Below are 16,117 nucleotides of genomic sequence, written 5' to 3'. Positions count from 1 at the left end.
AGCCATGAGCAGCACGAACGAGACCTCCGACACCACCAAGCCCCGCCAAGTCCGCGTCGCCGAAGGCCACTGGAAGGCCTACGACCGCGTCTGCAAGCAGCTCGACACCAACCGAGCCGAACACCTCAACGCCTACATCCGCGCCACCATCGCCGAACACGGAGACGCCGAGGCCCTCAAGCTCCTCGCCGAGGCCGACGCCGAAGTGGCCGAACGACGCGCCCGCATGCACCCAGGCCGACCCCCAAAGACACCCCCGGCCGCATAAGCCCACACCAGCTCCACCCGAGCGCCTCACACCCCCGTGAGGCGCTCTTTTCATGCCCCGAGCAAGGAGATCCTCGTGCTTAAGAAGCTGTCCGCCATCGCCGCCACCGGCCTCCTCCTGGCGGGAGGCGGAGCCGTCGCCGCGGCCTCCGTCGCCGCCAAGGAGCCCGCCAAGGTGTACGGCCTCTGCATCGCCAAGAGCGGCGCGGTACGCGTCCTGGAAGCCAGGAACCTGTCGAAGTCCCGGTACGGCCGGTGCAAGACGGGCGAGCGCAAGGTCCTCGTGCCGTCGATCGACGGCGTCCCCAAGCCGTTCCAGATGCCCGCCAAGGTCCAGTTCTCGTACGACGGCACCACGGTGCTCTGCTCGCGCGGCGCCGACGCGGCCGGCGTCCCGGCCTACGCGTGCGTGAAGCCGACCGCGAGCCCGTCGCCGACGCCCAGCTCCTAACCCCGGCTCCAACCCCCTCGCCCCGCGCCGCCCGGCCGGGGCCTCGTCACCCCTCCCGAGGAGAGACATGCAGGTCCGCATCTTCGGCCGCGAGCCCGCGGTCTGGGTCTACACCATCAACACCCTCGTCGCCCTCCTGGTCGCCTACGGGCTCCCGCTCACCCAGCTCCAGGTCGCGACCATCTCCACCATGTCCACCGCGGTGCTCGCCGCCATCGTCGCCATCCTGACGCGGCCGTTCGTCGTCTCCGCGCTCACCGGCGCCGTCGGCACCACGCTGACCGCGGTCGCCGGGTTCGGGCTTGAGCTGTCCGAGGCGCAGATCGGCGCGACCGTGACGGCGCTCAACGTGGTGCTCGCGCTGGTGCTCCGGATGAACGTGTCCCCCGCGGCCTCTGCGCCGCCGTACCACCCGGGCAATCACACTGGCCGGGACCTCACCGGCCTCTAGCCGAACCGGCCCCCGTCTCCTCCATCGCGGAGGGGGCGGGGGCCCGTTTTGTTATGCCCGTACACCTGGGAGCGCCCTTGTGCGTCATCCTGAGGTTCCCCCGAGCCTCAGGAGTCACATGATGCGTCTCTTCTTAGCCGTCGCCGCCATCGTGCTCGCCGCCGGATGCGCCCCTGCCGGCACCCCGCAAGCGGCGCAGCCGTCGTCGGCCGCCAGCGACTCGGCGACCGCCAACGAAACGTCTGAGACGCCCACGCCGTCGTCGCCTGCTCGGTCACGCGCGGAGACCGCGTTCCTGGCCGCGATCACCAAGGCGTTCGCCGACACCCTGGACGACGGCGAGACCATCGCCGAAGAGGCGTATCTGGAGGATGGGCGGGAGATCTGCGAGCTGGCGGCCGACTCGCCGTGGGAGGCGGTGCAGGGGGTGATCGACAACCTGGAGACGGATGAGGCCACGCAGCGTGCCGCGCTGACGCAGCTGTGCCCCAAGCACCGGAAGGTGTGGCAGGCCGGGGCGACGGGGTTCGGCGACGGCGAACATACAGTCGGGAAGGACCTCCGGCCGGGCACGTACCGGACGTGGCGGCGGCCCGTGACCGACTGCTACTGGGAAAGGTCCGCCGGCAATGGCCGGATCATCGACAACCAGCTCGTCACCAATGCACCCCGAGGGATCACGGTCACCGTCCGCGCTGGCGAGGGGTTCACGAGCCGGGATTGCGGGCCGTGGGTGCGCGCGTAGGCAGGGTGCGGCACCGGCCTGGAGTACGGCATGAAGCAGCCCCGTCCACCTTCGGGTGGGCGGGGCTGCTTCGTCATGTTCGCGCGTTGCTGCTAGAGACCGACGCCCTTCGAGACGGCGTTGCCGGCGACGCCGAGGAGGACACTCCAACCGGTGTTTCCGAGCCAGGCGGCCGTCTGCTTGATCCGACTGCGCTTCTCTTCGTCAGGCTCAGCCGCGGCTGCTTCCTCCAACCCAGCGATGATCTGCTTGGCGAGGCCTTCGGCGGTCGGCCACGTGCCGACGGTCCGCCGGGCATGCCCCGTCACGCTGTGAACCAGCTCGATCTTCGGGCCCGACAAGCTGCCCGCACTGTTGGTGGTGTCGAAGAAGGGTGGCTGCTCGCCTTCGAGCGCGATGAGGGCCTTCTGAACGTCGGCGCGCTCGAAGCCGGTCCGTTCGACGACTTCCGTCCAGTCGACTCGACCGCCGTTTTCGTCAGCCAGGTCAACGATTGCCTGGAGGACAGGGAGATCGCGCGATTCCCATGTCATGGGATCACTCCACTTCATTGTGGTGAAACGGCCTGACGTAACCAGCGTGACAGAAGGGTGCGACAGAACATTAATGTTGCGCTCTTCGCTGTCAGCTCCACTTGCGCTTCTCCCTCTGGAGCTCGGTTGCCTTCCTCCGTGCGACCGCGCGCCGCGAGAACGGCGACTCGGGGCTGTTCTGGGCGCGGCGCTGCAGGTCGGCCCACTGCTTGTCGTCGATCGTGCCCTTGGTCTGGGGGTCCTTGCGCTTCATTGTGTGCTCCTTCGTGTGTTGATCTATCTGCGGACTTCGCCAGCGCCGGCGCAACGACGGCACACGCCGTACGCCTGGCCGTTCCATTTGGAGATCTTCTTGCCGGGCGACGTGCGGCAGGCCCGGCAGCGCTTCATCGGATGCCGCTGCCGATCCCACGCGAGGTAGACGGCGAGAGCGATGAGCAGAATGACGGCGAGCTCCATGACGTTTCCTTCCTGGCCCGTCAGGCAGGGCCGTACGCGGGGATAGGGGGATGCGCCCGGTAGGGTCTACCGCCCCTACCGCGCAGGTCAGCGCCGGTAGAGGTGAGGTAGACCCTCCCGACGCGGTAGAGCCTCGGTAGACCCGGCTCATGCGGGTGTGAAGAGCGCTTCGAGGTCGGATCGGCGGTAGCCGTTGCGGTTGACGCCGCCGATCTTTACGTCGCCGGGCGTGATCCCGTGGGGGCGCAGCACCTCGGCGACCCGGGCCGCCGTCCACCCGGAGCCAAGCGCCTCCAAGAGATCGGCGGTGTGTATCCGATCCGCCTCCCCCATCGCGGCCAGGATCATCTCCACCGGGTCGACGGCGACCGCCTGCTCCCGCTCGGGTAGCGTCCCGGCGGCGCGGCGCAGCTCGTAGGCGACCGCAGCCACGTCGGGAAGGTCCGAGCCCGCGTCGTCGAGGAAGTAGCTCTTCAGCTTGGAAGGGTCCGAGCCGTCAGCGTCCAGGATCCCGACGCCGCGGTGCGAGCGCGGGATCTCCGAGGCGTCGTAGCCCGCGCCGGCTGCGCCCGGGCCGAGCACCGCGTTGCTCGCGATGACGTCCGGGCAGCGCATCGCCCACCGCAGCGAGCAGACGCCCTTCAGCTCCGGCGGGATGCCCTCCTTCGTCATGCGTTGGGTGGCGAGCACCAGCAGGATCCCGGCGGCCGGGCCTCGGCTCGCGATGTCCACCATCGCCGCCACGATCTCCGGCCCCTGTGGCGAGGCGACGTAGTAGCGGGTCTCATCCACGACCGTGAGCTCGACGTCGACCCCGAACTGGCGACACAGCGCCGGGGTGAGCTTTGTGGAGCCGCCCGCCTCATCCAGCAGATCGAACACCTTCTCCATCTGTTCCTGCTGCCGCTTCAGGTGCTCCAGCAGCCCGGGAGCGTTGCGCTTCTCGGCCGTGTGAGCGATCCGCCGCCACGGCCGGTGATCCCCGGCGCCCTTCCCGTCCCACAGGTGGATCTTCGGTGTGATGGCCAGGGCGGCCGCGCCGATGATGCCGTTCACCGCGGCGGACTTCCCGGCGCGCGGCTCGCCGGCGACGAGGAGGGAGGCGTCGACGAGCTTGAGCCGCTCCTCCTGGCCGCGGGCGTTCACACCGGCCGGGATGCCTTGCCAGAAGTCGAGCGGCTCGGTGCGGCCCAGCAGGGGCGACTGATACACCTTGAGGAACGGGTCGGACTTGGCGACGTAGATGTGCAGCTGCCCGGCGTGCTCGTCGACGAGCTTGAACACGACCTGGCTCTCACCGACACCCAGCGCGCTGGCGAAGTCGGCTTCCTTGCCGAGCGCGCCGCGCGCCCGCTGGCCGGGCGGCAGCTGCAGGATGGTGGACCAGCCACCGTCCTCGGTGAGCACCGGCGTGGCGAGGCGCATCCCTTCGGCGCGGCCGAGCTTAGCGGCGATCGCCGCTCGGGTGACGAGGTCCTCGCCGGGCGTCCCCTTCTTCTGCCCGGGGAAGACGAAGCCCCTGGGCCGGTTCTTGAACCGCTTCGTCGCCTCGGCGGCCGTACCGACCGTCACGACCGCGCCCGCGGCGAGCAGCGCGGCCGAGCCGCCCACCATGTAGGCGCCCATGCTGGAGGAGAGGACGTAGCCGCTGCCGACCAGCCACGCCGTACGGCGCCGCCTGGTCCGCACCGCCTCGAGGAATTTGAGGTCGTCGGTGCCTGCGTAGTCGTCGGCGCGGACCCACCGCCAGGCGGTCCGGGCGAGCAGGCTGGTGCCGGCGAACGGCACGGTGCTGGTCCGGTAGGCGAAGCGGACCGTGCGGCGGCCGTACTGGCCCTGCCGTACCCGGTGCACAGCCATCCGTATCCGCGTACCTCGGCGGGGCTTGTGCCAGAACTCGGGAGGCGTCTGGGGCCTTACGAGCTCGTCTGTGGGGGCGCTCAAGCGGTCACCTTCTCCCGGCTCGTCTTGGCCTTCCTCCGCTGCTGCCACGGCAGCTCTTCCACCCACTCCCGACGGCGGCGTGAGGCGAGGCTGTGGTGAGCACCAGACACCTCCTTCAGCTCGCTGACGGAGGGGTACCGCTTGGCGGCGATCTCCTGCTCCCAGTGCGCGCGCATGATCGCGGTCTTGGAGGCGGGATCTTCCAGCTCAGGGCCAGGATCCGTGACCTGCTCGGTGACCGGCTCGGTGACCTCTGCGGCGGTCACGACGGGGGTCACAGCGGGGGTCGCGAGGACAATGGCGGCCGGTGTGGCAGCGGGCGGCGGTGTGGCGACCGTGGGGGTGACCGGCTGCGTGGTCACGGACGGGGTCGCCCGGCGGATCACTGCGGGGAGCGGTTTGAGAGCGCGACGGGCTGCCCAGTCCTCGAAGTCGGTGACAGCGGCCGCGCCCTCCTCCGTGACCACGCTCGCGGTCACGGTAGGAGTCGCGGCGGGGGTCACCGCGGCGAGGGCGGCCGCCCGCGCCTTGGCCGCCTCGTACGCCTTGTGGACGGCCTCGGTGATGCGGTGGCGAAGCTCGGTGACGGCCTCAGCGGCACAGAAGACGAGGAGAGGCGGCACGGAGTGCAACAGGATGTCGGCGGGGCTCCCGGCCACCCAGGACTCCCAGGTGTTCATGGTGTAGGTGAAGGCGAGCGCGGTCCACTTCGTGAGGCGCACCCAGCCGCCGGCGGCGATCTGGTAGCGGGCGATGACCTGCTCGCCCAGGAGGACGCCGAGGAGGACGAGGGAGACGGTGGGGTCGAGTGCCCAGGCCGCCCACCATTCGGTGCTGCCGTGTTCGGCGCCGCGGGCGGCGAACGCCTGGACGTTCACCATCGTGAAGAGCAGGCCCAGGATGAGGCCTGCCCAGATGAGCCTGTCGACGCGGGCGCGCATGCGTTCGATGCGGTAGGCGATGACGTCGGGGTTGGTGTCGTAGGCGCGGACGTCGGCGGCGGCTTGGGCGGCGGCGGCGAGCTTCTCGGCGGCCGTCAGCTTCCTCTTCTTCGGCGCTGGTGCATCGCCGGTCTGGCGCTTATCGTTCTTCACGGGTCAGGACCTCTATTCCTGATCAAGACCCCCGTTCGGCGTTGCAGTCGCCGGCCGGGGGTCGTCTTCGTTTTGGGGGTGGGGTGGCTGGTCCAATCCCTCCCTGGCCAGCCACCCCGTGCCCTGCAGGTCACGCTGCAGGGCAGTACCGGCGCCGTCCTACTGGCGATCCGTCCAGGTGCCGACGTACCTGTGCGTGGGAGGCAGGCTGATCCCGACGGATCGGCCGGGAATCATCCACAGCATGAGGTCGAGCAGGCCGATGTACGGGGGAGTCTCGGCGGGCGCTTCCTCCGCGTCTGCGGGGGTCGTAGGCTCGGTCACGGGTCGCACCTCCACGTGCGATCAAGGGCTCGGTAAGGCGCCTGCCGCGCCTGCCGGGCCCGTCCTTTTAGGACAAGCAATCCGATGCTACGCGCCTTCACCACACTTCACTATGGGGAACCTTGGTGAGCCCTGGGTATCCGCAGGTCAACAGGGATGCCTACTGTTCGACTGTGATGATCGAATGGCGGCAGAACGCGCCGAGATGGGTGCAGATCGCAGAGATCCTCAAGGAGCGGATCGCCGACGGAACCTACCTCGCGGACACGCCGCTTCCGTCCGAGCACCAGCTGGTCGCCGAGTTCGACGTCGCCCGCGGCACGGCACGGAAGGTCCTCGTGCGGTTGCGTGAGGAGGGCGTGGCCTACTCGGTGCGCGGCCTGGGGACGTTCGTCCAGGCGCCGAAGCCTGAGGAGTAGGCCGCGGGCGGCGCGGGTGGCGCCGCACCGACCGCGACTTCACCGCTATACCCCTCTCTATGCGTACGCATGCACGAGCGTGCGTACTGCCGCTCACGGACCCGACACCATGATCACCTACGCTCACGCCGTGATTGAGTTCCGAGACGACCTGCCCCGATGGCAGCAGATCGCCACCGTCATACGCCGAAGGATTGAGTCCGGCGAATATAAAAGCGGTCGTCTCATTTCCGAAAACGCGCTCATTCAGGAATTCGGCGTCGCACGTAATACGGCGAGAAAAGCGGTCGCTTCTCTGCGCGAAAATGGGCACGTTTATACGAGGCCGAACCTGGGTTCGTTCGTGGGTCCCGAGCCGCCCGACGAGGGGTAGCGGACGCGCCGAAACCCCTACCCGACCTGGTCGGATGGGGGTTTTAGTGTCTGACCTGGGGATTCCTTGATCAGAGTTTAAGCGTCTGATTCGGGTTGTACGCTGCTTTCCCCGGACCTGGTCAAACGGGGTGACGTACGCTGCTTAAGGGGAGATAATCCGTAGTCAGATGCTCTATCCATTGAGCTACGGCCGCTCGCTGCGTAAGCAAGCATAGCGGACCCGAAGCCGTGCCTCGAACCAATTCGCCGCCTCATCCCCGCCGACGACCCTGTGTACAACCTTCGGTGTATCCACAGAACGCCCTTCGGTGTCATCAACACCGCCGCGACCAGTGGTGAGATTGGGGGATGAGACGAGACCTCCTGGCCGCCCTGGCTGCCTTCGCCGTAGGTCTCGTCCTGCTGGCCGCCGGCTCTTTCTACCACCGCGGCGGCCCCGCCTGGCTGCCGGTCGTCCCGTTGGCGCTCACCTGCGTGGGCGTAGCCGTACGGCGGAGCGCGCCGCTGGCCGCGTTGACGCTGGGCGTGGTGGGGCTGAGCATGGACGTCGTCGTCGCCGGCCCTTCGCTGCCCACCACGCTGATCTTCACCGACAACCTTTACGCCGCCGCCCTGTACGGCCCCGCGCGGCTGAGCAAGTGGCTGCTCTATGTCACCGCCGCTACTGCGGTGATCATTGGCACGATCTTCAGCTTCATCGAGAAGGACCTGTGGAAAATCTCGGTCATGGGCGTCCAGGCGGGCCTGGTGCTGGTCGTGCCGGTGACGACCGCGATGGTCCTGCGGCAGCATCGCGACCAGGCGGTGGCGGAGCGGGCCAGGGCCGAGCAGGTGGCGCACCTGGCCGAGCTCGACCGCAACGCCGCGATCGTCGCCGAGCGCACCAGGATGGCCAGGGAGCTGCACGACATGATCGCCAACCATTTCAGCGCGATCGCGATCCAGTCCACGGCTGTGCTGTCGCGCAAGGACCTCGACGCGGCAGCCGTACACCAGATCATGGCTTCGATCAGGGAGAACAGCGTTCAGGGCATGGCCGAGATGCGCACGATGATCGGGCTGCTGCGGCAGGAGGGCGAAGACACCGACGCGACGACCAGGCCGCGGCTGCGCGACGCCGGTGACCTGGCGGAGCGGGCGCGACGGGCGGGGGTGGAGACGGTCATGACGGTCGAGGGTGTCTCAAGGGAGCTGCCGGTGTCGGTGGATCTGGCCGGCTATCGGATCGTGCAGGAGGCGCTGACGAACGCGATGAAACACGGCGACGGCCGGGCGGAGGTCACGATCGTCTATGCGCCCGGCCACGTCAGCGTCGTGGTCGACAATCCGCTGAACGACGGCGGGCCGGCGCTGCCGGGGTCGGGCGCAGGGCTGATCGGGATGCGGGAGCGGACGACGCTGGTGGGCGGCAGCTTCGAGGCCGGGCCGTACGGAGAGAAACACTGGCGGGTGCGGGCGACGCTGCCGACGGAGGAGGAGCGGTGACGATCAGGGTGCTGGTCGCCGACGACCACGCGGCGGTCAGGGCGGGGATCGTGCTGATCCTCGGCGGCGCCGACGACGTCGAGGTGGTGGGCGAGGCGGGCGACGGTGAGGAGGCCGTCGCGATGGCGCGCGAGAAGCGGCCCGATGTGGTGCTGATGGACGTCCGGATGCCGAAGAAGGACGGCATCACCGCCACCAAGGAGCTGGCGGGGGTGGCCGACGTGCTGATCCTGACGACGTTCGATGTGGACGAGTACGTCTTCGGCGCGCTGCGGGCCGGCGCGGCGGGGTTCCTGCTGAAGAACACCGACGCGGACGCGCTGGTCGACGCGGTGCGCCTGGTGGCGAGAGGCGATGGGCTGATCTCCCCCGCCGTGACCCGCCGGTTGATCTCGGCCTTCGCCGAGCAGCCGGTACGGCGTGAGCCACCGAAGGACCTGCTCACGCCGAGAGAGCGCGAGGTGCTCGCCTGTGTGGCGAGGGGCCTGTCCAACGCGGAGATCGCCAAGGAGCTCGACATGGCGGAGGCGACGACCAAGACCCATGTCAGCAGGGTGCTCAACAAACTGGGCCTGAAGAGCCGCGTGCAGGCCGCCATCTACTACTCCGAGGGGAGCTGACAACGGCCCGCGACGAGATGAATCGGCTATTCGGCGACGGGCACGTAGAGCAGCAGCGCCTCCGCGACGCAGACGGGGCGGCGCTCGCCCTCCAGCTCGACCGACACCTTGATGGTGGCCAGCTGGCCCGCGGGGCTGTTCTTGATGTCGACCAGCTCACCGCTGGCCCGCACCCGGGAGCCGACCGGCACGGGCTTGGGGAAGCGGACCTTGTTGAGCCCGAAATTGACCGCCATCTCGATCTGGCCGACGGTCATCAGCTCGGTCAGGAAGGACGGCAGCAGCGACAGCGTCAGAAACCCGTGGGCGATCGTCCCGCCGAAGGGCGTCTCCTTGGCCCTGTCGGGGTCAACGTGGATCCACTGGTGGTCGTCGGTGGCGTCGGCGAACAGGTTGACCTGGTCCTGAGTGATCGTCCGCCACTCGGTCGGGCCCACCGTCTCACCGGCCGCCGCCTTCAACTCCTGCACGTTCGCAAAGCTCCGCATGGGTCGAACCCTATTGCGCGGCCCGCCGGGTTGACCATTCGGAACGCGTCCGGATTGTCCTCCCGCGGCTTCCGTGCCTTCTTCGGCTTCCGCGCCTTCGTTGGCGTCCGCGCTTCCCTCGGCACCTGTCGAATTCGTCAGCTCCTGCATCTTTGTCGGCTTCTGCACCTCCCTCGGCTTCCGCACCTCCCGTGGCATCCGCGCCTGCGTCAACCTCCCCGACTTCCTTGACTTCCACGCCCCCTCCGCTTTCGCGGCATCCTCGCCCGACTCCGACCGGAAGTGATCTCGTGCGGATCAGCCGCCGGGCTCGGAGAAGGCGCCGATGCCGCACCAGTGGCCGGGATGGTCGGGCAGCGTGTGCTCGTTGGGCTCGTGAGCGGCGGCCCACCACCGGCGCGCGAACCGGGGGTTCGGGCTGTTGCGAAGATCTTTACTCGAATATCTCGCGCACGTGTTCGATGGCGCGCTACAGTTCTCGGAAAGCACTCGAACAGAGGTTCGGCCAGGTGGGAGGGGGTGCCATGCTCGTTCAGACACGCCGTAGGTGTTTCTTCCCAACTCTAAGACGGCCGCTATACCCAGCTATAAAGTCCGAGAGCGTGGATCCTGTGCGCAATCCCTACGCCCCCGGCGCCGGACAGCGCCCGCCCGAGCTCGCCGGTCGCGATCGCGAGCTGCAGCAGTTCGAGGTCGTGCTGGAGCGGGTGGCCCGCGGCCGTCCCGAGCGCAGCATGGTCGTGACCGGTCTGCGCGGCGTCGGCAAGACCGTTCTGCTCAACACGTTCAAGTCCATGGCGATGCAGCGGCTGTGGGGCACCGGCAAAATCGAGGCCAGGCCCGACCAGTCGATCCGCCGTCCCGTCGCCGCCGCTCTCCACATGGCGGTGCGCGAGCTGGCCCCGAGGCATCGCGCGCCCGAGCGCATCGAGGAGTTCCTCGGCGTGCTCAAGGCGTTCGCGATGCGCGATCCCGCCGCAGCCAAGGGCACCTCCCACTGGTCGCCCGGCATCGACGTGCCGGCCAGCCGGGGCCGCGCCGACTCGGGCGACCTGGAGATCGACCTGACCGAGCTGTTCGTCGACGCGGCGAGCGTGGCCACCGACCTCGGGGTGGGCGTCGCGCTGTTCATCGACGAGATGCAGGACGTGCAGGCCACCGACATCTCCGCGCTCTGCGCCGCCTGCCACGAGCTCTCCCAGACCGGCGGGCCGCTGATCGTGGTGGGTGCGGGCCTGCCCCACCTGCCGAGCGTGCTGTCGGCCAGCAAGAGCTACTCCGAGCGGCTGTTCCGCTACGCGCGCCTCGACAAGCTCGACCGCGACGCCGCCGACATGGCGCTGCTCGTCCCGGCCAGGGAGGAGGGCGTGGAGTTCACCCAGGAGGCGCTCGACGCGCTCTACGACGCCGCCGACGGCTACCCCTACTTCGTCCAGGCGTACGGCAAGGTCGCCTGGGACTACGCGCCGCGTACGCCGATCACGCTCGACGATGTCAAGGTGTCCGCGCCCGAGGCAGAGGAGGAGCTCGCGGTCGGCTTCTTCGGCAGCCGCTACGAGCGGGCCACCCCCGCTGAGCGCGACTACATGCACGCCATGGCCTCGATCGGCGACGAGCCGGTGGCGACCGCCGATGTGGCCGACGCGCTCGGCCGCAAGCCGTCGAGCCTGTCGCCCGCCCGCGACAGTCTCATCAAGAAAGGGCTCATCTTCTCCGCTGAGCGCGGCCTGATCGCGTTCACGGTGCCTCACTTCGGGAGGTTCCTGCGCGCTCAGCCCATCTGACTCTCTCTAGCCGTGTCTAGAGGGGAAGCTAGGCACGGCTAGAGAGACACATATCGCTTCGTATAACGCTGTCTAGCGTCAGGCCGATACGGCCGTATATTCCGGCATGGAGTCGGTGTCGTCCCTGCCCACCACCGCCACGCGCACGACGGGATGGCGTCCGGTGAGGTAGACGGCGAACACCACGTCGTCCTGGTGGTGGTTGCGGAAGACGAAGAAGCGCCAGCACAGCTCGCGCCAGCTGTCGTACGGCTCGGCGGAGGACAGCTCGTCGGCATGCGACCGCCAGGTCGCGCTCGCCTTGAGTTTGGCCAGGCCGACGCTCTCGACGGAGGGCCGCTGCTCGCAGGGCGCCCGATAGCGGATCCTGTCGACCGCCTCCTCCAACTCGGGCGACAGAACGGCCAGCGCGACCACTCCGGCCAATGTCCACCACGACAAGCCCGACATGCCCGACATGCCCGACACCGGCGCCCAGACCGCCATGAGAGCCATCCCGGTCAGCACGACCGTTCGAGCGATCGAACGCGCTCCCACAGGAGTCGAGCTGACCTCGCCGAAGCAGCCGCAGCCCGCGTCGGGCCGCCGCCTGCGCAGTTCGAGCAGCACATAGGTCGACAGCGCGAAGAAGACAACGGTCCCCCACCTGAACAGCGGGGCGGTCGTGAGCAGCAGCCCCGCCGCGAGCACGAGTTCGCCCACGGCGCAGCACACCAGCGCCGGCTTGCGCAGCGGGCCCGGCACGAGCACGGCCGGCCCGAGTCTGGTCAGCGCGCCGGGCTCGCTGTCGGTGTGGACGGTCGCCAGCTTCGCGAACGTTCCCAGCACCAGCAGCACGATCAGGATCGGCAGTTGCGATTCGAGCATGCGTGTCACCCCCATCCGACCCGGGCGTTGAAGCACCCTTTGGTCAGTTCCCCACCCAGTTCCACGAACGACGAGGGCGACAGCTCCACGATGCGGCCCCTCGGCGAGGTGCCGCACTCGACGCACCGATCGCAGAACCCCCCGGCCATGCAACCGCAGGCCACGATCGGCGTGTTCGCCGCCCTTTCCGTGCAGACATTACGGATTTGCAGTAACGAACCAATTGCCAGGTACGGCAGGCCGACGCACGACACCTCGGCATCGGGACACGCCGCGTCAGAACGTTCCACCATGGGATAGGCCGCGCCGCGTTCGTCGCAGTCGAAGGCGTCGGACCAGGTGGCGGTTCCGTTGACGCGTTGCTGCGCTCCGCCGTACACGGGAGGAGGGGTTGGTACGGCACGCGCGGGATGGCCGGGCTGCGACGTCGCGGGCAGCAGAGCGTGGCCCACCCCGTCATCACGGATGCCGATGGCGTCGAAGAGGTAGCCCGGTTCGAGTTGGGGATGGCGGACGCGGATGCGCCCGGTGGTCCGGTAAGGGATCACCACGCTGCGGCGCCCCCTGTGGGGGCCGCAGTCGAGCTCCACGTGCAGGTCGCGGCGACCTTCGACGGACAGGATCGCGCCGGTCATCCGGGTGGTGTCGGCCCAGATGCGCTCGGCGACCCTTCCGTCGCGGATCGCCCTGATCATCACGCTCGCGCCGAGCGGGAGGTCACCCGGTGCGACGTCGCCGCCGTGCCAGGCCGTCGCCCACGGGGCGATGACCAGCCTCTCCTCCGTTCCCTGCTCGGTCTCCACGATGAGCAGATGGGGGCTGACGTCGACGATCTGGCCGGTGACCGCGCGCAGCGGATCGCCGCCTGCCGGATCGGGTCCCGGGTGTCCTGCGTCGCGGCCGAGGGCCGCCGCCGCGAGGATCCGGCGGCGTTCCGTGCTGTTCACTCCCCTAGCGTCACATAACTCCCTGCCCTCCCCCGCAGACGAGAGCAAAATACACATCCTCGGTGGAACTCATTGACAACCGATGTGCGGTAGACCTTGACTGCCCTTTGCTGTTGGTGGGGCGAATCCTGGATTCTGGTTCAGCCGCAATAGGCGCTCCGGCTGCGATTCTGACGACGATGCAGATTGCCGAGCTGGAAGAGGAGTTCCGCGAGTACGTGAGGTCTCGCGGGCCCGCTCTCCTGCGCGCCGCGCACCAGCTGACCGGCCATCCCTGCGACGCCGAGGATCTGCTGCAGATCGCGCTCACCAACACGTACCTGGCATGGGACCGCATCAAGGATCATGCCGCATTGGATGGATATGTACGGCGGGCGATGATCAATATCAACATATCGCAATGGCGCAGGCGGAAGGTGGAGGAGTTTCCCGCTGACGAGCTTCCCGACATCCCCGTGGCCTTCGAGGCGCCCTGCGAATGGGAGGAAACCCTCGAACAGGCACTGAAGGGGTTGCCCGACCGCATGCGCGCGGCGGTCGTCCTGCGCTACTACGAGGACATGACCGAACCGGAGATCGCCAGAACGCTCGGCATCAGCGTCGGCACGGTCAAGAGCACTGTCTCGCGCGCGGTGGCCAAGCTCAGGGGCGAACTGTCTGTCCCGGCTCAATCGCCCCCGCGGTAGCGCAAGGATGAACGACGTCCCTGATGATGCGCAGCGTGGTGAGGAACTGGTCGAGCTGCTCCTCCGTCAGCAGGCCCGTGAACAGGTCCTCTATGTCCGTGAGGTGCTGGGGCAGGAGCGTCTGAAGCTTTTCCGCCCCCTTGTCGGTCAACGCGGCATAGGAGGCACGGCGGTCGCTGGCGCAGGCCTGCCGTACGACGAGCCCGTCACGTTCGAGGCGGTCGACGACGCGCGTCACACCGCTGGTCGACAGCCCGGTCTGCGCGGCGAGGTCACCCATCCGCAGGCTCCGCCGAGGTGAGCGGGCGAGCCTGATCAACGTTCCGAAGTCGACGTCGGACAGACCGGCTGAGACGAGCGCGGGGGACATCCTCGCCACCAGGCCGGCATGAACCTCCGTCAGCAGGCCCATCGCGGTCAGCCGGGGGTCGTCAAAGGGGATCACGTTCACATCGTAGACGACGATAGTTGACGAGTGGAATATTCCTCAGGTAGACATCTGTTGCAGCAAACATCCGCACAGCAACCACCTCTGAGGGAGCACACGTTATGAGCACTCGCACCTGGGAAGGTCTTTCCATCCCCGCCGCCGGCACCTACGCCATCGACGTGAACCACACCCGCATCGGCTTCACCGCCAAGCACATGATGGTCAGCAAGGTCCGCGGCAACTTCGAGAAGTTCAGCGGCTCCATCACGATCGCCGAGAACCCCCTCGAGTCGTCGGCCGAGCTCACGATCGACGCCTCCAGCATCAGCACCAACGTCGGCGACCGCGACGCCCACCTGCGCAGCGGCGACTTCCTGGACGTCGAGACGTACCCCGAGCTCACCTTCAAGAGCACCCGCGTCGTCGGCCACCAGGGCGACGAGTTCACCGTGCTGGGCGACCTCACCATCCGCGGCGTCACCAAGGAGGTCAAGCTCACCGTCGAGTACGGCGGCAGCGGCACCAACCCGTGGGGTCAGCAGGTGTGGGGCTTCGGCATCTCCACCGAGTTCGACCGCGAGGAGTTCGGCCTGACCTGGAACGCCGCGCTCGAGACCGGTGGCGTGCTGGTCGGCAAGAAGGTCAAGATCGAGGTCGAGGGCGAGGCGAACCCCGCCGCCTGACCCGCCTTGTCCACAGCCTGCCGTGACCTGGGCGGGCTGTCATCCACAGGTAGCGAGCACGTTACCCACAGGCAGTGGATAACCTTGGTGACGACCCTCGGGCCAATCACTTTGCCGCACCGCCAGAAGGCCGGTACTCTGTCCTGAGCCAGATGGCTACCAGGAGGATTCGCCTAGTCAGGTCTATGGCGCCGCACTGCTAATGCGGTTTGGTGGCAACACCATCCGGGGTTCAAATCCCCGATCCTCCGCAGATCGAAGGCCCTCACCCGAAACCGGGCGAGGGCCTTTCTGCTGTCAGGGTTGCAGTTTCGGTTGCAGGTATCCCCAGAGGGCCGAGTCCATGCGGCCGCTCGCGTCCTTCATCTGCGCGGTGGCGACGTGTGTGTACCGCTCGGCGGTCGTCACCCTCGTGTGGCCGAGGATCTCTTGCATCGCGCGGATGTGGACGCCTTGCTCGATCAGGAGGGTGGCCTTCCGTGTGTCTGGCGTCATGGACCCGGGCGTCCCGTATGCCTGCCTGCTTGAGGATGGTTTTCCACATCTTCCAGTCCTCGGTTCGCTCGATCGGGCCGCCGAGGCGAGTCGTGAAGACCAGGTCGTGATCCGTGCACCTCTCCCCCACCTTCAGACACTCGGCGGCCTGGATCTTCTTGTGGGCCTTCAGCTGATCGAGGAGCGCGGGAGGGCACTGCAGGGTGGGCTTGCTCTTACCCTTGCGAGGCCGGAAGACGAGACCGCCGCCCGAGCGCCGCGGGCACTTGTCCGCGTGACCGGCGCGGTCCTTCAGGCACCGCCGCTTGTAGCAGTTGTGACCCGGCTTGGCGCAAGTCGGTCCCCAGCTCCGATCATGGCTGTGGATCGTGCAGTTCTTCTTGCAAGGGAGGCGATGCCGAGTTCGTCCAGCATGACGCGGTACAGCTTGGCCCACACCCGGGGCGGCGCTGCATGTGAACGGTCAGGATGATCTGGCTCTGTCTCACTCCATGGGGTCGGGTCGTCATCGGTGACGCTCAGTTGTGGAGGATCATGGTCCGGAGGAGGTCGAGGTTGGCGCGGCCGAAC

At 68.1% G+C, this 16,117-nt stretch carries 22 protein-coding genes and 1 tRNA gene; 12 read left to right on the top strand and 11 right to left on the bottom strand.

From position 1 onward, the window contains the following. The first annotated feature begins 4 nt into the window (after positions 1–4). The 4 genes from ACFXJ8_RS11815 to ACFXJ8_RS11800 all read left to right on the top strand — a co-directional run bounded on the left by ACFXJ8_RS11815 (position 5) and on the right by ACFXJ8_RS11800 (position 1,914). On the top strand, positions 5–268 hold the full coding sequence (locus ACFXJ8_RS11815) for a hypothetical protein (RefSeq protein ID WP_379643831.1): 264 nt from the start codon (positions 5–7) through the stop codon (positions 266–268). A gap of 75 nt (positions 269–343) precedes the next feature. Continuing rightward, positions 344–718 (top strand): hypothetical protein, encoded by a 375-nt coding sequence (locus ACFXJ8_RS11810; RefSeq protein ID WP_379643830.1) that lies wholly within the window; start codon positions 344–346, stop codon positions 716–718. A gap of 67 nt (positions 719–785) precedes the next feature. Next, the gene (locus ACFXJ8_RS11805) at positions 786–1,169 is read left to right on the top strand and encodes a hypothetical protein (protein WP_379643829.1); all 384 of its coding nucleotides are present in this window, start codon (positions 786–788) and stop codon (positions 1,167–1,169) included. Positions 1,170–1,287: 118 nt separating this feature from the next. Then, the gene (locus ACFXJ8_RS11800; protein WP_379643828.1) at positions 1,288–1,914 is read left to right on the top strand and encodes a hypothetical protein; all 627 of its coding nucleotides are present in this window, start codon (positions 1,288–1,290) and stop codon (positions 1,912–1,914) included. A gap of 92 nt (positions 1,915–2,006) precedes the next feature. On the opposite strand, the gene ACFXJ8_RS11795 is transcribed toward ACFXJ8_RS11800, so the two are convergent. The 6 genes from ACFXJ8_RS11795 to ACFXJ8_RS11770 form a co-directional block, all read right to left on the bottom strand. Next, positions 2,007–2,447: a hypothetical protein gene (locus ACFXJ8_RS11795; protein WP_379643827.1), complete on the bottom strand. Its 441-nt coding sequence runs from the start codon at positions 2,445–2,447 to the stop codon at positions 2,007–2,009. 91 nt (positions 2,448–2,538) lie between these two features. Further along, complete coding sequence (locus ACFXJ8_RS11790) at positions 2,539–2,700, bottom strand: hypothetical protein (RefSeq protein ID WP_379643826.1); 162 nt, start codon at positions 2,698–2,700, stop codon at positions 2,539–2,541. 23 nt (positions 2,701–2,723) lie between these two features. After that, positions 2,724–2,906 carry a hypothetical protein gene (locus tag ACFXJ8_RS11785; protein WP_379643825.1) on the bottom strand — a complete coding sequence of 61 codons (183 nt, stop codon included), beginning with the start codon at positions 2,904–2,906 and terminating at the stop codon, positions 2,724–2,726. Positions 2,907–3,053: 147 nt separating this feature from the next. Next, the gene (locus ACFXJ8_RS11780; protein ID WP_379643824.1) at positions 3,054–4,766 is read right to left on the bottom strand and encodes a hypothetical protein; all 1,713 of its coding nucleotides are present in this window, start codon (positions 4,764–4,766) and stop codon (positions 3,054–3,056) included. Positions 4,767–4,846: 80 nt separating this feature from the next. Beyond that, positions 4,847–5,944, bottom strand: coding sequence for a hypothetical protein (locus ACFXJ8_RS11775; RefSeq protein ID WP_379643823.1), 1,098 nt, complete (start codon positions 5,942–5,944; stop codon positions 4,847–4,849). Positions 5,945–6,103: 159 nt separating this feature from the next. Beyond that, positions 6,104–6,268: a hypothetical protein gene (locus ACFXJ8_RS11770; RefSeq protein ID WP_379643822.1), complete on the bottom strand. Its 165-nt coding sequence runs from the start codon at positions 6,266–6,268 to the stop codon at positions 6,104–6,106. 176 nt (positions 6,269–6,444) lie between these two features. On the opposite strand from ACFXJ8_RS11770, the gene ACFXJ8_RS11765 reads away from it, so the two are divergent. The 4 genes from ACFXJ8_RS11765 to ACFXJ8_RS11750 all read left to right on the top strand — a co-directional run bounded on the left by ACFXJ8_RS11765 (position 6,445) and on the right by ACFXJ8_RS11750 (position 9,167). Beyond that, positions 6,445–6,687, top strand: a complete 243-nt coding sequence (locus ACFXJ8_RS11765) for a GntR family transcriptional regulator (RefSeq protein WP_379644060.1) — start codon at positions 6,445–6,447, stop codon at positions 6,685–6,687. Positions 6,688–6,817: 130 nt separating this feature from the next. Continuing rightward, positions 6,818–7,060, top strand: coding sequence for a GntR family transcriptional regulator (locus tag ACFXJ8_RS11760; RefSeq protein WP_379643821.1), 243 nt, complete (start codon positions 6,818–6,820; stop codon positions 7,058–7,060). 350 nt (positions 7,061–7,410) lie between these two features. After that, the gene (locus ACFXJ8_RS11755; protein WP_379643820.1) at positions 7,411–8,547 is read left to right on the top strand and encodes a sensor histidine kinase; all 1,137 of its coding nucleotides are present in this window, start codon (positions 7,411–7,413) and stop codon (positions 8,545–8,547) included. Beyond that, positions 8,544–9,167 (top strand): response regulator, encoded by a 624-nt coding sequence (locus ACFXJ8_RS11750; protein ID WP_379643819.1) that lies wholly within the window; start codon positions 8,544–8,546, stop codon positions 9,165–9,167. Before ACFXJ8_RS11755 ends, ACFXJ8_RS11750 begins: the two co-directional genes overlap by 4 nt. 26 nt (positions 9,168–9,193) lie before the next feature. On the opposite strand, the gene ACFXJ8_RS11745 is transcribed toward ACFXJ8_RS11750, so the two are convergent. Beyond that, the gene (locus ACFXJ8_RS11745) at positions 9,194–9,655 is read right to left on the bottom strand and encodes a MaoC family dehydratase (RefSeq protein WP_379643818.1); all 462 of its coding nucleotides are present in this window, start codon (positions 9,653–9,655) and stop codon (positions 9,194–9,196) included. Positions 9,656–10,257: 602 nt separating this feature from the next. Between ACFXJ8_RS11745 and ACFXJ8_RS11740 the strand changes: the two genes are divergently transcribed. After that, positions 10,258–11,439: an AAA family ATPase gene (locus ACFXJ8_RS11740; RefSeq protein ID WP_379643817.1), complete on the top strand. Its 1,182-nt coding sequence runs from the start codon at positions 10,258–10,260 to the stop codon at positions 11,437–11,439. A 78-nt stretch (positions 11,440–11,517) separates the two neighbouring features. Here ACFXJ8_RS11740 and ACFXJ8_RS11735 read toward each other — a convergent pair whose 3' ends face one another. Together ACFXJ8_RS11735 and ACFXJ8_RS11730 are read right to left on the bottom strand one after the other, a co-directional pair. Continuing rightward, on the bottom strand, positions 11,518–12,306 hold the full coding sequence (locus ACFXJ8_RS11735) for a MauE/DoxX family redox-associated membrane protein (RefSeq protein WP_379643816.1): 789 nt from the start codon (positions 12,304–12,306) through the stop codon (positions 11,518–11,520). Positions 12,307–12,311: 5 nt separating this feature from the next. Beyond that, entirely contained in the window at positions 12,312–13,253 is a 942-nt protein-coding gene (locus ACFXJ8_RS11730; protein ID WP_379643815.1) for a hypothetical protein, read from the bottom strand. Between the two features lie 179 nt (positions 13,254–13,432). Here ACFXJ8_RS11730 and ACFXJ8_RS11725 point away from each other — a divergent pair, with 179 nt between their 5' ends. After that, positions 13,433–13,939: a SigE family RNA polymerase sigma factor gene (locus ACFXJ8_RS11725; protein ID WP_379643814.1), complete on the top strand. Its 507-nt coding sequence runs from the start codon at positions 13,433–13,435 to the stop codon at positions 13,937–13,939. Here ACFXJ8_RS11725 and ACFXJ8_RS11720 read toward each other — a convergent pair. Further along, entirely contained in the window at positions 13,896–14,384 is a 489-nt protein-coding gene (locus tag ACFXJ8_RS11720) for a MarR family winged helix-turn-helix transcriptional regulator (RefSeq protein WP_379643813.1), read from the bottom strand. The two genes, ACFXJ8_RS11725 and ACFXJ8_RS11720, sit on opposite strands and share 44 nt — an antisense overlap. A 104-nt stretch (positions 14,385–14,488) precedes the next feature. On the opposite strand from ACFXJ8_RS11720, the gene ACFXJ8_RS11715 reads away from it, so the two are divergent. Together ACFXJ8_RS11715 and ACFXJ8_RS11710 are read left to right on the top strand one after the other, a co-directional pair. Beyond that, a complete protein-coding gene (locus ACFXJ8_RS11715) occupies positions 14,489–15,052 on the top strand; it encodes a YceI family protein (protein WP_379643812.1) in 564 nt (187 codons plus the stop codon). A gap of 162 nt (positions 15,053–15,214) precedes the next feature. Further along, positions 15,215–15,303: transfer RNA gene (locus ACFXJ8_RS11710), tRNA-Ser, on the top strand. A 46-nt stretch (positions 15,304–15,349) separates the two neighbouring features. On the opposite strand, the gene ACFXJ8_RS11705 is transcribed toward ACFXJ8_RS11710, so the two are convergent. Further along, a complete protein-coding gene (locus tag ACFXJ8_RS11705) occupies positions 15,350–15,547 on the bottom strand; it encodes a tyrosine-type recombinase/integrase (protein WP_379643811.1) in 198 nt (65 codons plus the stop codon). Between the last annotated feature and the right edge of the window lie 570 nt (positions 15,548–16,117).

The organism is Nonomuraea sp. NPDC059194 (genome assembly GCF_042754765.1).
Classification (GTDB): Bacteria; Actinomycetota; Actinomycetes; order Streptosporangiales; family Streptosporangiaceae; genus Nonomuraea.
Note: the sequence above shows the minus strand (reverse complement) of the source record. Positions and strands in the feature narration are given on the sequence as shown.

Excerpts from the sequence above, each read along its gene's own strand:
- ACFXJ8_RS11815 (WP_379643831.1), top strand. The coding sequence starts at position 5 with ATGAGCAGCACGAACGAGACCTCCGACACCACCAAGCCCCGCCAAGTC.
- ACFXJ8_RS11785 (WP_379643825.1), bottom strand. The coding sequence starts at position 2,906 with ATGGAGCTCGCCGTCATTCTGCTCATCGCTCTCGCCGTCTACCTCGCG.
- ACFXJ8_RS11745 (WP_379643818.1), bottom strand. The coding sequence starts at position 9,655 with ATGCGGAGCTTTGCGAACGTGCAGGAGTTGAAGGCGGCGGCCGGTGAG.
- ACFXJ8_RS11805 (WP_379643829.1), top strand. The coding sequence starts at position 786 with ATGCAGGTCCGCATCTTCGGCCGCGAGCCCGCGGTCTGGGTCTACACC.
- ACFXJ8_RS11755 (WP_379643820.1), top strand. The coding sequence starts at position 7,411 with ATGAGACGAGACCTCCTGGCCGCCCTGGCTGCCTTCGCCGTAGGTCTC.
- ACFXJ8_RS11735 (WP_379643816.1), bottom strand. The coding sequence starts at position 12,306 with ATGCTCGAATCGCAACTGCCGATCCTGATCGTGCTGCTGGTGCTGGGA.
- ACFXJ8_RS11705 (WP_379643811.1), bottom strand. The coding sequence starts at position 15,547 with ATGACGCCAGACACACGGAAGGCCACCCTCCTGATCGAGCAAGGCGTC.
- ACFXJ8_RS11790 (WP_379643826.1), bottom strand. The coding sequence starts at position 2,700 with ATGAAGCGCAAGGACCCCCAGACCAAGGGCACGATCGACGACAAGCAG.
- ACFXJ8_RS11780 (WP_379643824.1), bottom strand. The coding sequence starts at position 4,766 with ATGGCTGTGCACCGGGTACGGCAGGGCCAGTACGGCCGCCGCACGGTC.
- ACFXJ8_RS11800 (WP_379643828.1), top strand. The coding sequence starts at position 1,288 with ATGATGCGTCTCTTCTTAGCCGTCGCCGCCATCGTGCTCGCCGCCGGA.
- ACFXJ8_RS11715 (WP_379643812.1), top strand. The coding sequence starts at position 14,489 with ATGAGCACTCGCACCTGGGAAGGTCTTTCCATCCCCGCCGCCGGCACC.
- ACFXJ8_RS11765 (WP_379644060.1), top strand. The coding sequence starts at position 6,445 with ATGATCGAATGGCGGCAGAACGCGCCGAGATGGGTGCAGATCGCAGAG.
- ACFXJ8_RS11795 (WP_379643827.1), bottom strand. The coding sequence starts at position 2,447 with ATGACATGGGAATCGCGCGATCTCCCTGTCCTCCAGGCAATCGTTGAC.
- ACFXJ8_RS11725 (WP_379643814.1), top strand. The coding sequence starts at position 13,433 with ATGCAGATTGCCGAGCTGGAAGAGGAGTTCCGCGAGTACGTGAGGTCT.